The sequence below is a fragment of the Mesorhizobium sp. M0045 genome (assembly GCF_040323385.1).
Lineage (GTDB): Bacteria > Pseudomonadota > Alphaproteobacteria > Rhizobiales > Rhizobiaceae > Mesorhizobium.
This window is the reverse complement of sequence record NZ_JAMYUY010000030.1, coordinates 18,789-33,130: the sequence shown is the minus strand read 5'-3', so window position 1 is coordinate 33,130 and position 14,342 is coordinate 18,789. Positions and strand designations below refer to the sequence as shown.

Sequence of the window (14,342 nt, the reverse complement as noted above, 5' to 3'; positions counted from 1 at the left end):
GCAGTGGACAAATCGGGCTCTGCCATGTTGCGCATCCGACATTGTCGGACATCGGACAGGGCCGAACGCGACGCGCGCGGCTGAGAATATCTTCTTCGTTCGGAAGACGATTGGGCGCGCTGCCGGGGAGGGGTATAGGATGCGCTTCGAATGGCCGCTGCACTGACGGTGAGAATGGAGATGTTGGTCGCCGCAGCGGAACCCTGTCCTCGACAGCCAGACCGGGTCGATGCTGAAGGGCAGAGGCGTGAGCAGCCCAGCCAACTCGAGCGCGGAGCCTGCTCGCCCTAGGACGGATCTGATCCAAAAATCGGCAACTTGGGCGATCTCGGCGAGGCGCTGGACAACGAAGATCGTAGGACTCGGGCGGGAAAAAACGATGCGGTCGCGCTTCTGGCGTAATGCGCCTGCCGCGAGGCCGTTGAGCCTGATGAGTTGCTGCGCGAAAGGAAAGGGGAGTGTTTGCGCGGGACCTTGGTCAAACGTAAGAAACAACCGTCGAGCTCGCCGTGGAGGGGCATGCAGGCACGTTGGTCGCTGGAGGACAGCAGCACGGAAGCTGTCCGCGCTTGCCGTCGTCGCTGGGTACCAAACAGGAGAATTTGGCGGTCGCGATCGAATTCATCTGCGTAAATACCGCCTGGCTGTGCTCGGTTTGCCGGCGAACAGATTTTGCCTTCTTTGCGGCTGCAAACGCATCCCTGGCGGCGTGGTCCCTTAGGTCAAGAGCATCGGGTGAGTAACAGCCTGATCCTGCTCAATCTGATGCGCGCCAACCGCCTCGCCGGATTGTGGAACCGCTCGCGGGTAGCTTCTACCACAAACAGCAAGGTCATGAAATCAAGTAGGAAGTCGTCGATCGCTTGGGCGATTGTTTCTGACTTGCCCTTGAACTGGTCCAGCAAAACGCGCGCGTTATCGATCGCTTCCACGCTGGTGGCATCGATTAACCCCTCGACCCTCTTGAAACAATCCAATTCGAAACTCCTTCAAGCGCTTGTCGAGCCGTTATGCACGAAGGTAGCTCCGTGAACTACCCGGCCTTTGACCTGGCGGCACGAGCAGCGGTCGGCCTTACGTCCCGTGCCTCCAAGCACCAGCCATAGACGTGGCGCTGAGGAGCGTTGGAAGGATGGGGCGCTCCCGGCCATGCTCGAGCGGTACCGTAGGACAGTGCTTGCTGGCGACCACGGCCACAATTGAGTGCGCCAGCTGATCGGGGCTTAACAATTTTTCGCTTTTTGCTGCGCCCAAGTCTCGGCTATGAGTCGGGCAGGCCTAATGGCCTGCCCACGTTGCAATTATTAAGGAGGAACACGTATATGCCTACTGGAACGGTAAAGTGGTTCAACAGCACCAAGGGGTTTGGATTTATCCAGCCCGACAATGGCGGTCCGGATGTTTTCGTCCACATTTCGGCTGTCGAACGTGCGGGCCTCTCGACCCTCGCTGACGGCCAGAAGATCAACTATGAGATCGAGCAGGATCGCCGCACCGGGAAATCCTCCGCTGGCAGCCTCAGCAAAGCTGGTTGAAACGTCCTGGCAAGAGTGGGCGCGTAGGTCCGGAGGTCCTCACGGCCGATAGGAGCGAGCAAAAACTGAGGGCAGCAGATTGCTGCAGGCGTCGCGAATTCCTCATGAAACAAAGTTGTTTGAAAGGAAGGCGGGGTTGGCCCCGCCTTTTTATATGACGCGCAGATTAAGCCGATGGCTGCAACGCTTCAGAACGAATCTCCATTGCCGAAATCAAGCCGCGACCTTCTTGCGGGTTCGCTTCGTCGGCGCCGGCTCCGGCGCTTCCGGCGCTTTCGGTTTGCGGCCGAGCCCCATTGTCTTGGCCAATGACGAGCGCGCCGCGGAGTAGTTCGGCGCGACCATGGGATAATCCGCCGGTAGGCCCCATTTGGCCCGATATCCATCCGGCGTCAGCCCATAGTGGGTCGACAGATGGCGCTTTAGCGATTTGAATTTCTTCCCGTCTTCAAGGGAGATGATGTAGTCCGGTGTCACCGACTTCCTGATCGGGACTGCAGGCGTAAGGGCAACCGGCTCTTTTGCAGAGACACCTTCCGCCGTCCCTTTCAGAGCCGCGTGCACTTGGCCGATGAGGGCAGGGAGATCCCCCACCGGGATCGGATTGTTGGAGACATAGGCTGAGACGACATCGGCCGTGAGCTCGATGAGGGTGTCGATGTTTTTTTCGGCTTCTTCTGTCATGAAACTCTCCAGGCGGCGTGAAACACAGTCGGCGAAGCGTCGCTTCATAGTGGCGGTCGCCGCTGAAAGCAACCAAGGTCTCAACAGGGTTATTGCGATGCTCGTCCAGCAGCGAGATCTATAGCGCGGTATCGCGCCGTCATGACCGTTGATGCGTTCCGTTGTTGGCGACCTGCCGCGGTGCTTGCGCATTTTCAGGCGCGTCTCGGCCGTAAGCTTTGCGCCAGACGACCAGTAATCTCGAAACGAAGCGGGCTGTTTCTGTTCGCCATCCTCTCTTTGGCTGTGAAGTCGGTGGCAGAGCAGTGGCCGCTTCCTGGTGGCGCGTGGAGGAACTATCAAGCGTTGATTCGCAATGGTCGAAACGATGTAGATTCATCCGGTGAGCCGCTCTCGCAGCAGGATGTTAGGGATTGGCCCGCTGGTAAACCGAGGACATCACGCCGCTGCTTTGCTATTGAACCGCTATCGCTGTGACAACACATTCCGCAATGGTGGGCGGGTGTAGAGGAGGCGCCTGTTCACGCAAACTAGCGGTTCAGCAGGTCGGGAGGAACGAATGAGCTCAGGAACTTTCAGCAGCCCACTTTCGTAAGGCGTGCAGCGCACATCGTGCAAGAGATTGCCCGTCCTGCAGATGCTATCGATTTTCTCAACGAATGGCCAGAAGATCGCAGAGACCGGATCCACGAAGCCGCCCCCAGGGCGTGCTTTGATGCATACAACGGACGAAAACCTGCGAGCGCAGCGCGCAAGAGTTTTTTCCGCTTTGCGAAACAGGTCGTCATATTGGAAGATGCAACCTCCGCGATGCAATGGCTCGCTGCCTGCATGTCGGACAGTAGAAAAGCGCAAGTATAGGCGTCGCAGTCGTGTGTGAGGCTGGAGCGGGTACGCCGACGAGGTTATTGTGTCGAGATTTCGCCGGCATCTGGAGCGTAGTGTAGCGAACAAACAATATTTTGCGGCGCTATGGCGATGTTAATCATCTTGTTGTATTTGTAAATCAGCTTCTCGCGATAGGATTGCAACGCCTCCGGTGTGAAAATCACTGCGTGGGACTTGGTTCTCAAATTCATGATGGTAAATTGCCGTGTAATGATTGCAAAGCAGTTGTCCCATCGAAGCAAGATGATAAATGAAGCCAAAATTGTGCTCCGTCGTCTGCCAATATTCGCTCTATGGAGGCCTACAAGCCAATTAAAACAGCTACTCGGGCGCCTCTGAAATTCGTGTAATTCTGCTCACCCCAAACGGCCCTCTACAGTCGAAATAAGATCGTCCCGCAAAGGTGCTACAAGACACTATCGCGGATCGATTTGGGCCCACGTCGATTTGGCGAAGGCAGGCGGAAGTCGAGCGGGACCTGCTGCGGAACAGATAACCGGCCCCAAACCGAATCGGACACGGTGGCCCCGATTTCTTCATAGTTGAAGGCGCAGAGAGAACCGAAGCACGGCTCCGGGCTCCGGCGCCGCCGCTTGCCGAGCAGCGATCCTCCGCCTCCCTGAAATCCAATCGAGAAGAGCGTTCAATTCCGGGACGGTCCAAGCTCTGCCGCGAAAACAGGTGTCAGACCACCCGGTCCTCTCCCGCAACTGATCTAGCGCAGGGCGTTCATGAGCCGCATATCCCAGAGTGGCTGCGTGCACGACGCAGCGAGATCATTTATGAAAATCCTATTTAGTACGATGGCTGTCCCCTTGCTGGCAGCCACCGCTTTTGCTGCGGATTCGATCCCCGCAGACCTCAGAGAAACGGCACTGGCCACCTTCAGGGCTTTGCCATCCACCACGCCGGCAGTCGCCAACAACCCGATCACCCCGGAAAAGATCGCTCTCGGCAAGGCACTGTTCTTCGATCCACGCGTTTCTGCGTCAGGCGTCTTGTCGTGCAACTCGTGCCACAACCTGGCCACCGGCGGCGACGACAATCACGAAACCTCGATCGGCCATGGTTGGCAGAAGGGACAGCGCAACGCGCCGACTGTACTGAACGCTGTCTTCAACATCGCCCAGTTCTGGGATGGTCGTGCCGCAGACCTGAAGGCTCAGGGGAAGGGACCGGTCCAAGCCGGCATCGAAATGGCCAATACACCGGGCCAAGTCATCGCCACGCTCAAGTCCATGCCGCAATATGTCGAGTGGTTCGATGCAGCTTTTCCGGCTGAAGCCGATCGGGTCACCTTCGACAACTTCGCCAAGGCAATCGAAGCCTTCGAGGCGACACTGGTCACGCCGGCCCCCTTCGACAGCTTCCTGAATGGTGATGAGCTTGCCATGACTTCCGAACAGAAACAGGGCCTGGCGCTTTTCATGGACAAAGGCTGCTCGTCCTGCCATGGCGGTATCAACGTTGGTGGGGAAGCCTATTACCCATTCGGCCTCGTAGAACAGCCCAGCGCCGAGGTCCTGCCGGAAAAAGACAAGGGCCGATTTGCGGTCACCAATGCAGCCGACGATTCCTATGTTTTCCGCGTGGCGCCGCTGCGCAACGTTGCACTCACCGCGCCATACTTTCATTCGGGCAAGGTTTGGGATCTGAAACAGGCCGTTGCCATCATGGGAACCACCCAGCTTGGCGTGGTACTGGCGGACGAAGAAGTCGACCTGCTTGTTGCCTTCCTCAACTCGCTGACCGGAAAGGCACCCGAGGTCGCCTATCCCATCTTACCCGCCGAAACGGCGACAACACCCCGGCCTATAACGCAGATCTTAGGAAAATAAACGGCCAGCTGACTGCGGAACATCGCAATTGACAATGATTGCGACTTTTACTGGACGAGACGAGTCGCGACGTCCATGAGAACGCAAATGGCTCGTTTCCAAAGTGCAGACACTGCTTCCGTCACCAGCTCGTTGCGATGGAATCATGTTTGGGATCTGGCGTGCGACATGCCAAGGAAGGCGTCTGACGCATGAGGCTCGCGCGCTGTCGATACCGCGCGGCGGCCGGCCATCGCGCTGGCGGCCGAATTGCCGCGCGCCGAAGTGATCGGCCCCCTTAGGGCGAAGGGGCAGCCACTCCGTCCTCCATGTCCAGCGATTCTTCGACTGCTTCCGGATTCCGGGCGATGGTCCAAAGGAGAGTATTCGCCGCTGCATCCGGTTTCGAGCGACCTTGCTCCCAGTTTCGAAGCGTTGCCAGATCGAGGCCATACCTCACGGAGAATGCCTCCTGAGAGAGCTTCGTGCGATCCCGGACTTCGCGAACACTTATCGGCCGCGGCGCATGAACCTTCGCGATCACGCCTGCGGACGACAGTTCATTCTTCAGTGCCAATAGGTCGTCGACGCAAGGAACCGTCACGAACGCCTTGCCGTGATCGACCATCTCCGTGAGTATCGCGTGGGCCGTCCTGAGCGGCAGCTGTCTCTTAACGAGAATCCGGGCGGCCTCAGGAGTATTCGCGCCGTGAAGAAAACTGAGGCTCAGTCGGACGGGAGAGCCTGACGACACCGGGACGACGTCCCGGGTTCGCACCCGTTGTCCGTACCGCTCCATGAATTTCGATGTAGTCGACATTAAGCTTCTCCGCGATCACTCGACCGAGCTTGCGCAATTTGGACCATCCCCACTGGAGACATCGCGATAAAAGTACGCCAAACAACGCTAAGGGAGAACAAGCAGTGATCTGATTTCGTTCGACGCTCGTTTTCGAGAGCCGTTCTGGGTCGTTCGCAATCAACTGTGTAGGCCAGCGGAGCGGAGCAAGGAGCGCCAGATCCGGACAGGGCTGAGTGGGGTGTTTCTCCGAAAGATGGGGCCATGCCCTAAGGAACACGAGATGTAGTGGACTCGTGGATCCGCGCGGTTTCGATTCGCGCACCCGGGCACAACGCTTGGATAAGTCCCATCAGATGCTCTCCGGTGGCCGTCATCTGTTTAGCTGACATTGGGCCGAGGGCTTCCAGCACGAGCCACATGGCGCGGGTATCGACCGTGACCATGGTGCGCCGCCCCTGCCGCCAGTTCCAGCGGCGGCACGTGACACCGGCATCATCGCACCAGATGACTTCGCCCGGTTCAGGATGCTCGGTTACCATTTCACCTTGCTGGATCGTGTCGAATGGCTCCGCTCCCTTCGCAATTAAAAGTCTCGGGACCCCCTGGTAGAGATCGAGATCCTCCCCGCCAATCGGAACGCCATACAACACGCTGACGGCATTGTAGGCATCAACCAGTGGGGATATCCGCGGGAGAGAGCCATCTTTCCGCACCCGCTTGAGAAGCGCGGCGGCCGAGCACGGCGTTCGATTGGCCTTTGTGCCGAAAGCCTCGTAGGCAACGGCCCACGCCGCAAGATGCGCGTCCCTTTGGGCGTCATCGCGAAGCGCCGCCTGTTCCGCCGCCGCAATCGTGTCGTTCAACGCCTGTGCATCCGGCACGTCGATTTCAGCGTTCCGCACCACAATGCTGATCAGATGAAAATCCGGGTAGCGGGCCTTGATCTCGGGGGCAATCAATGGCGTGAAAGACATGGGAAGCTCTTTTCTCATGGGGAGGCTTTGCGCTGCGGGTCGTTCGGGAAATGTTTCAAGAAAGGTGCTTGGCGAGCGTCCAGATCTTCTGGCGTCGCCATGGTGCATGCCGCACCATGCGCTGGATAATTCCATCATTCGGCGGTGGACAAGGCCTGATAGAGATCGTCGATTATGTCTTGCGGGTGCTCGAGCCCACCTCGGCCGGCAACAAGCTACGCCTCCTCCAGATCCTCCATTTCATAGGAGGCAGCGGGCGCGATATGGATGTGAAGCAGCTTTCCTTGCCGGGTCATGCATCGCTTTCGGAAATTCGTCTCGCACGAAAATCTGCCGCCAAACTGGCCTGATCAACAGCATGGTATGGCGTTTTCCCAGTTGGCTTTGCAAGGAAATGCGGTTCAGCCCAAGGGTCGGTTTCCTCGCCAGCACGCCACGTCCCGCCGTTTTAGCCACCGTGTCCCGGCAACGCGTCTTGCACCTGCTTGACAACCGCTCGCAGGATCTCAACGCCCTTCTCGATTTGCCGAATGCTCAAGGCGGCATAGCCCATGACAAGCCCCACGCGATCGATGTGGCCTTCGTCCGATTGCCGCTCGTAAAGGGGCGAGATCAGGTGCAGCCCCAGGCCCGCGTCTCGGGCGGCTTCGACCAGGGTCGTTTCCCGCGATCGCGGCAGTTCGTCGAACCAAACGACGACGTGCAGACCGGCCTCTGCTCCCTGGACAGCGATGCGATCTCCGAAGCTGCGCCGCAAGGCGCCCAACAACGTCTCCCGCCGCTCGCCGTTCAGCCTGCGCACACGCCGCACATGGCTTTCGTAGCCGCCACTCTCGAACAAACAGGCCAGAGCCTCCTGTTCAGCCACCGGCGAATGCCGGTCCGCGAATTGTTTGGCGGTAGCGAAGACCTCCTGCAATTCCGTCGGGACGACGAGGTAGCCTATGCGCAGCATCGGCGAGAGCGTTTTGGAGATCGTGCCGAGGTAGATGACAGCCCCGTGGTCCTCGAGACTGTGCAGCGGAGGGACCGGATTGATGTCGTAGCGATATTCGCTGTCGTAGTCGTCCTCGATCACATAGGCGTTGTTGTGCCGCGCCCATTCCAGAAGCTGATGGCGGCGCGCGATCGGCATGACGCCGCCCAGCGGAAACTGATGCGATGGCGTGACATAGGCCAGTCGCGCCCCGATCCCCGCCAGCAACTCCGTCTTCATCCCGTCCTCGTCGACGGTGACGGGGATGGGCAAGGCACCCGTACTGGCAAAGACCTGACGCGCCATCCTGTAGCACGGGTCCTCGATGACGAAGCGGTCGGCACGATCGAGAAGCAGGCGAGCGCACAGATCGAGGCCCTGCTGCGAACCGTTGATGATGATGATCTGCTCGAGGTCGCAGCTCAGCGTTCGGGCGCGCCAGAGATAGCCCTGGAGCGCCTGGCGCAGCCGGCGCGAGCCGCGAGGGTCGTCATAGGCAAGACGCAACGGGCGCTGCCCCATCGCCTCGTTCATCGCACGTTTCCAGACCAATGCGGGGAAGTCTGACGGCGCCAGGTCGCCATAGCGGAAATCGACCTTCAGTCCAGTCGGCAGATAATCCGGCCAGGGCGGCGTGACGCGCAGTCGTTCGCCATAGGCGGACAGATGAACCGGGCCGACTCGTTTCGCGACAGTGCGGCTCGTCTCAGGACCGATCAGCGAGGATGCAACGCGAGGTCGTGCGCCTTGACGGACTTCGATGAAACCTTCCGCGGTCAGTTGGTCATAGGCGACCGTCACCGTCGTTCGCGAAACCCCAAGGTCATTTGCCAGGCCGCGGGAGGACGGCAGCTGACTACCGGTTCCATAGACGCCGCCGAGGATTTGCTCGCGAAGAGCCTCGTAGATCTGGCGTGCACCCATCGCGTGCGAGCGACCTGCAGAACCGGCACTTGAAGACTGGACCATTTCATTCATTGCCAACTGGATATTTCACATCGGCCAGTTTGCCGTCAATCTTTCGGAAACCCAAGAAAGATCTAGAGGCCGAATGACCCGTTCCTATCAATCCGAAACCGATGCTCTCACGCGGTCGCTCCACGACACCGGTCCCGGATTCGCCACTCGGGCGATCCATCATGGCTACGATCCCGCCGGCTTTTCCAATGCCGTTCAGCCGCCAGTCTTCTTGACCTCGACCTATGGATTCGAAAGCGTGGCAGCGAACGAGGCCGCCGCCGCCCTTGGCGGAAGGCTCTATGCGCGCGAATACAATCCCACGACGGAGATCCTCGAGCAACGGCTCGCCAATCTGGAAGGAGCCGAGGCAGGTTTGGTCGTTGCCTCGGGGATGGCGGCTTTCGGCACACTGATCTTGTCGCTCCTGTCCCAAGGCGATGAACTCATCGTCCACAAGACACTTTATGCGAACACGCTTGCCATGGTCGAACAGGCGGTCCCCCGCTTCGGCATCAAGGTCGTCGCGGTCGACCTGTCCGATCCTCACAATCTCGATGCCGCGATCACGGAGCGGACCCGGCTTGTTTTCTTCGAGACGCCGGTGAATCCGCTGAGCCGCATCCTAGACATCTCTGCCATTGCCGAGCGCGCCCACGCGCGCGGTGTAAAGGTTGCAGTCGACAGCACCTTCGCCTCCCCCGCGCTCCAGCGGCCGCTCGAACATGGGGCAGACCTCGTGCTCCACTCGCTGACCAAATACATCAATGGGCACGGCGATGCCCTTGGTGGGGCGATTCTCGGCGACGCGCAAACGCTCCGCACGCTGCACGAAACGGGCCTGCGCTACATCACCGGCGCAGCGCTCTCGCCCATGTCAGCCTTCCTGATCCTGCGCGGTCTGAAGACGCTCACGCTGCGCATGGAACGGCACAGCGCCACGGCCCTTGCGGTGGCTCAGGCGCTCGAGGCGCACCCGGCGGTGGCATGGGTGAGTTATCCCTTCCTCGACTCGCACCCTGATCAGGTGACGGCGCGAAAGCAGATGTCCCAAGGGTCGGGCATGTTGGCCTTTGGCCTCGACGCTGGGTTCGAGGGCGCGCGGCGGATGATGGACCGGCTCAACCTGATCACCCGGGCTGTCAGCCTCGGCGATGCCGACAGCCTCATCTATCATCCGGCAAGCCTGACCCGTGCTCGTCAGCCGATCCGCAAGGATGCGCATCTGGCCGATGGAGTCGGCGAGGACCTCATCCGTCTCTCGGTGGGTCTTGAAGACGCCGAGGACCTGATCGCCGACATGCGGCGGGCTCTGGACGCCTTGTGATGACCTGTGGTCCGGCCAGTCCCGCGCTCGCGTACAAACCCGGAGCCTTGCCATGGCATTCCTGAGCGGCCTTTCCGCGTTTCCCATCACGCCGACCGATCGTGACGGCCGTGCCGATACCGTTGCTCTGCGCAAGCTGATTGCCAGGCTTTGCGCCGCTCAGGTCGATTCCATCGGTCTTCTCGGCAGCACCGGCACATACATGTATCTGACGCGCGAGGAACGGCGACGGGCGCTCGCCGAGACCTTGGACGAAACCGGGGGACAAATGCCGGTCGTAGTGGGTGTGGGCGCGTTGCGCACCGATGAAGCAGTGAGGTTCGCGCAGGACGCCAAGGCCCTTGGAGCTGCCGCGGGGCTGCTTGCGGCCGCCTCCTACACCCCGCTCACTGATCACGAGGTGTTCGAACATTTCTCGACGGTGGCGTGCGAGAGCGGCCTGCCGATCGTCGTCTACGACAATCCAGGAACGACGCATTTCCATTTCACCCCAGCACTCGTCAGCCGCCTGGCAAAGGTGGGTGGGATTGTCGCTATCAAGAATCCGACAGACAAGGGCGATGCGATCAAGAGCCATCTGGCCGACCAGAGGCGCACTGTGCCCGAAGGGTTCTCGATCGGCTACAGCGGCGACTGGAACGCTGCAGAGGCCATGATCGCTGGCGCTGACACATGGTACAGCGTCCTCGCGGGCATCCTGCCCGAGGTCTGCACAAAGATCGTCACAGCGGCGCAGCAGGGCGATGCGGCCGAAGCGCGACGGATCGATGCCGCGCTTGCGCCGCTCTGGAGCCTCTTCAAGGAGTTCTCGAGCCTTCGCGTCGTCTATGCACTTGCCGAATTGCTCGACATTTGCCGTGCCGACCCCCCGCGTCCCATCCTGCCTCTGCCCTCAGCAGCGAAGCGCCAGATCGCCGCCGCGTTGGAACGCTTGCCATCGGATGTCAACCGGTGAATAGCGAACCCGGCGGCCAGCGAAGGAACCTGTCATGTATGTACCCGCGCATTTCGATGAACCGAGCCGAGAAGTCCGCTATGAACTGATCGAGAACAGTGCACTTGGTATGCTGATAACCCATGGCCGGAGCGGTCTCGACGCCAATCACATCCCCTTCGAACTCGACACGTCACAGGGAGAAAACGGTACCCTTTACTCCTGCGCGATTAATACACGTGCCGAAGGAAAGTGCACATTCTCGCTCGAGTGACTTATTTCAAAAGATGTGATCGCGTTTTGGCACATTCACGGCCGACATGCGGCAGCCGGTCACTCACCACATGGTGAGCAACCAGGAAACCCTCCGGCCTACACTTTCTACCGGAGCGCACGTGCTGCATCGACCATGTTCATCAGGGCAGGGCGGACCTCCTCCCATTTGCGTGTTTTGAGGCCACAGTCCGGGTTTACCCACAGTTGGGAATCCGACAGTCGCTCGCGGGCAAGCATGACGAGATCCGAAATCTCGCCGACTTCCGGGACGCGTGGTGAGTGAATGTCGTAGACTCCGGGACCGATTTCGTTCGGATATTTGGAGCTCGTGAAGGCGTCCAGCAGTTCCATCTTCGAGCGCGACGTCTCAATCGAAATGACATCCGCATCCATTTCAGCGATCGCGTCGATGATCTCGTTGAACTCCGAGTAGCACATGTGGGTATGGATTTGAGTCGCGTCCTTTACACCCGTTGAAGCGATCCGGAAGCATTCGACAGCCCAGTCGAGATAGTCGTTCCAATCAGACTGGCGCAGTGGCAATCCTTCGCGAAACGCGGCCTCATCGATCTGGATCATCCTTGCGCCGGACCATTCGAGATCCGTCACCTCGTCGCGGATGGCGAGCGCGATCTGGCGGCATGCTTCGGAGCGGGGTACGTCGTCGCGAACAAAAGACCAGTTGAGAATGGTCACCGGGCCTGTGAGCATTCCCTTCACAGGGTTTTCCGTAAGCGACTGGGCGAATTGCCACCAGCGCAGCGTCATCGGCTTGGGCCTCGATACGTCGCCGAAGATGATGGGGGGGCGCACGTAACGCGACCCACAGCTCTGCACCCAGGCATGCTGGGTGAAGGCGAAGCCGGACAGCTGCTCGCCGAAATGCTGTACCATGTCGTTTCGTTCGAACTCACCGTGCACCAGCACGTCCAGCCCGATCTCTTCCTGCCAGCGAATTGCAGCCTCGATCTCCTTCTTCAGGAAGGTCTCGTAGTCGACATAGCTCAGCTGGCCCTTCGCATGAGCGGCCCGCGCCCTGCGTACCTGCGGCGTCTGCGGGAAGGACCCGATGGTCGTCGTCGGGAACGGCGGCAGCCCGAGCGTGCCGGCCTGGACTCTGGAGCGCTCGGCAAAAGCGCTCTCTCGTCGCTTCATGCTGTCGTCAATGCTGGCGATCCGCCCCTCAACAAGCGGGTCATGGATCTTCGTGGACGTTACGCGAGTGGCGGCAGCCTCGGCAGACGCTTTCAACGCGCCTGCCACCGCATCCCTGCCTTGGGACAGGGCCCGGGCCAGCAACACCAACTCGTCGGTCTTCTGGGCCGCGAAGGCGAGCCACGACCTGATGTCCGCGTCGAGTTCCGTCTCCATGCGGAGGTCGATCGGCACATGCAGCATCGAGCAAGAAGGCGCGATCTCGACGCGGTCCAAGGGCCAGCCGGCGACGATCGGTTTGATGCGGTCGAGAATGGCGGGCAGGTTCGCACGCCAGACGTTGCGGCCATCGATCAAGCCAAGCGAGAGCACCAGATCCTTCGGTGCGAGCCGACCCACCGTTTCCAGCTGCTCGGGAGCGCGCACGAGATCAATATGCAGCCCGGCCAGGGGCAGAGAAACCGCGGTTTCGAGATTGTCTCCCAGCGGCCCGAAATAGGTAGCCAGCATCATTTTCAACTCGGGCGCGGCTTTTGACAGCTGGCCATAGGCGAATTCGAACGCAGCTCGTTCGTTCGGGTTCAGATCGAGGACAAGCGCTGGCTCATCGATCTGCACCCAGTCGGCTCCCGACAGCTTCAGCCTCTGCAGGAGTTGCTCGTAGACGGGCAGCAGCCTCGGCAGGAGCGCGATGGGATCGAATCCTTCGGCAGGCGATTTCGCCAGCTTGAGGAAGGTGATCGGTCCAAGGATGACTGGGCGTGTGTGAACGCCGAGAGCTTTAGCCTCGATGAAGTAATCGACCGGTTTCGTCGACGAGAGGGCGAACGTCTGATCATCGTTGAGTTCCGGCACAATGTAGTGATAGTTGGTGTCAAACCACTTGGTCATTTCCATCGCGGTTACATCAGACCGATGAGCCGCCTGCTGGTGACCAGCGTGTCGACAATCCTCCGTCTGACCCTGGTTGCCGCGCGCCATTGCGAAGTAGATGTCAAGTGGAACCTCGCCGCTATTCCAGCCGTAACGGGATGGAACGGCGCCGACCATGGCTGCGGTGTCGAGCACATGGTCGTAGAGCGAGAAGTCGTTCGACGGGATTTTCGACACGCCGCGATCGTGCTGCTCCTCCCAGCCAGCGGCACGGAGCGCCTTCGCGGTCGTGAGAAGGTCGGCAGCGGACGATTTTCCGGACCAGTAGCTTTCAAGCGCGAATTTCAGTTCTCGCCGACGACCGAAGCGGGGCACGCCGAGCGTTGCTACAGGAATTTGCTGAGAGATAGTCATGCCAGACCCCGATGGTTGGGGCGTCGGTGACAAGGAAGGCGCTAGCAGGCCGGCACGAACGCCAGGCTGCAGCGGCCACCGAGACACCCCGCCCGTGGACGTAATTCGCCGTGGCAGGTCTCCTGGCTCGCGGGGTCATAGCCTCTACCCGTCTTCCCAAGGCTATTCGCCTCAGTGACATGAGTGGGGTTGGCTCGCCGCTAACAGTTGCGGGGGCAGCGCCGGCATCGCACCGGCTTCCCTCTTAGCTCCGCTGCGGCAGCGCCGTACGGAGAACCACGACGCGGGAGACAATTACAGCAGTTCGCTTCTTTGTCAACGCCGCATAAAGAAATGTTTATGTCGTTATGTTAAATTTCCGTTGGCATGTTCCAAAGGTCGCCTCGAAAGCGAAAACTGTGGAGCCTTGAGCGGCCGGTAAATCAAAGCAATGACGCACGGCGCCCTTGTCCAGGAGGATAGGAGTTCGTCGGCTGCCGGCAGCAAACATACCGGCAAGCGCCGTGGTGCTGCTTAGCGCATCATGCGAACCACCTCGGCGTCGAACTTCGGCTCCGAGGTTCCGACCGCTTCGTTGGTGATCTGCTCGCGACCATATTCGGCTCAATGGCGAGGCTGTTGCCCATGTGGAAGCTGTTGGCCGTGATGCCCTCGGTGATATGACACAACGATTTCGGGGGGAGCACACCGAGGCCAGGCGCAGCGGCGTGTTGCGAAGTGATCGAGGCCA

At 60.0% G+C, this 14,342-nt stretch carries 12 protein-coding genes, 1 pseudogene and 1 riboswitch; of the genes and pseudogenes, 6 read left to right on the top strand and 7 right to left on the bottom strand.

The features are described 5' to 3' along the window. Positions 1-722: 722 nt before the first annotated feature. Positions 723-977 carry a hypothetical protein gene (locus NKJ72_RS28765; RefSeq protein WP_352452611.1) on the bottom strand — a complete coding sequence of 85 codons (255 nt, stop codon included), beginning with the start codon at positions 975-977 and terminating at the stop codon, positions 723-725. A gap of 345 nt (positions 978-1,322) precedes the next feature. Between NKJ72_RS28765 and NKJ72_RS28760 the strand changes: the two genes are divergently transcribed. Further along, positions 1,323-1,535, top strand: a complete 213-nt coding sequence (locus NKJ72_RS28760; RefSeq protein WP_023679670.1) for a cold-shock protein — start codon at positions 1,323-1,325, stop codon at positions 1,533-1,535. A gap of 213 nt (positions 1,536-1,748) precedes the next feature. Here NKJ72_RS28760 and NKJ72_RS28755 read toward each other — a convergent pair whose 3' ends face one another. Further along, positions 1,749-2,219 carry a Ros/MucR family transcriptional regulator gene (locus NKJ72_RS28755; protein ID WP_352480462.1) on the bottom strand — a complete coding sequence of 157 codons (471 nt, stop codon included), beginning with the start codon at positions 2,217-2,219 and terminating at the stop codon, positions 1,749-1,751. 612 nt (positions 2,220-2,831) lie between these two features. Here NKJ72_RS28755 and NKJ72_RS28750 point away from each other — a divergent pair. Beyond that, on the top strand, positions 2,832-3,080 hold the full coding sequence (locus NKJ72_RS28750) for a DUF982 domain-containing protein (protein WP_352480451.1): 249 nt from the start codon (positions 2,832-2,834) through the stop codon (positions 3,078-3,080). Between the two features lie 809 nt (positions 3,081-3,889). Further along, positions 3,890-4,945 carry a cytochrome-c peroxidase gene (locus tag NKJ72_RS28745; protein ID WP_352480461.1) on the top strand — a complete coding sequence of 352 codons (1,056 nt, stop codon included), beginning with the start codon at positions 3,890-3,892 and terminating at the stop codon, positions 4,943-4,945. A gap of 277 nt (positions 4,946-5,222) precedes the next feature. On the opposite strand, the gene NKJ72_RS28740 is transcribed toward NKJ72_RS28745, so the two are convergent. The 4 genes and pseudogenes from NKJ72_RS28740 to pdxR form a co-directional block, all read right to left on the bottom strand. Beyond that, the gene (locus NKJ72_RS28740; RefSeq protein ID WP_051406236.1) at positions 5,223-5,744 is read right to left on the bottom strand and encodes a helix-turn-helix domain-containing protein; all 522 of its coding nucleotides are present in this window, start codon (positions 5,742-5,744) and stop codon (positions 5,223-5,225) included. A gap of 248 nt (positions 5,745-5,992) precedes the next feature. After that, positions 5,993-6,700 (bottom strand): B3/B4 domain-containing protein, encoded by a 708-nt coding sequence (locus NKJ72_RS28735; protein WP_352480450.1) that lies wholly within the window; start codon positions 6,698-6,700, stop codon positions 5,993-5,995. 218 nt (positions 6,701-6,918) lie between these two features. Further along, a pseudogene (locus NKJ72_RS28730) lies at positions 6,919-6,996 on the bottom strand (MOSC domain-containing protein); the annotation flags it as partial. Positions 6,997-7,148: 152 nt separating this feature from the next. Beyond that, positions 7,149-8,645, bottom strand: coding sequence for a MocR-like pyridoxine biosynthesis transcription factor PdxR (gene pdxR / locus NKJ72_RS28725; RefSeq protein ID WP_502901913.1), 1,497 nt, complete (start codon positions 8,643-8,645; stop codon positions 7,149-7,151). An 82-nt stretch (positions 8,646-8,727) separates the two neighbouring features. Here pdxR and NKJ72_RS28720 point away from each other — a divergent pair, with 82 nt between their 5' ends. Genes NKJ72_RS28720 through NKJ72_RS28710 form a run of 3 tightly spaced genes read left to right on the top strand, consistent with a single transcriptional unit; the run spans position 8,728 to position 11,168 of the window. Beyond that, on the top strand, positions 8,728-9,960 hold the full coding sequence (locus NKJ72_RS28720; protein ID WP_352480449.1) for a trans-sulfuration enzyme family protein: 1,233 nt from the start codon (positions 8,728-8,730) through the stop codon (positions 9,958-9,960). A 52-nt stretch (positions 9,961-10,012) separates the two neighbouring features. Continuing rightward, entirely contained in the window at positions 10,013-10,915 is a 903-nt protein-coding gene (locus NKJ72_RS28715) for a dihydrodipicolinate synthase family protein (RefSeq protein WP_352480448.1), read from the top strand. Positions 10,916-10,949: 34 nt separating this feature from the next. Beyond that, positions 10,950-11,168 (top strand): FMN-binding negative transcriptional regulator, encoded by a 219-nt coding sequence (locus NKJ72_RS28710; RefSeq protein ID WP_352480447.1) that lies wholly within the window; start codon positions 10,950-10,952, stop codon positions 11,166-11,168. A 107-nt stretch (positions 11,169-11,275) separates the two neighbouring features. Here NKJ72_RS28710 and metE read toward each other — a convergent pair whose 3' ends face one another. Next, positions 11,276-13,612, bottom strand: coding sequence for a 5-methyltetrahydropteroyltriglutamate--homocysteine S-methyltransferase (gene metE / locus NKJ72_RS28705; RefSeq protein WP_352480446.1), 2,337 nt, complete (start codon positions 13,610-13,612; stop codon positions 11,276-11,278). A 95-nt stretch (positions 13,613-13,707) separates the two neighbouring features. Further along, a riboswitch (cobalamin riboswitch) is annotated at positions 13,708-13,908 on the bottom strand. Positions 13,909-14,342 lie beyond the last annotated feature (434 nt).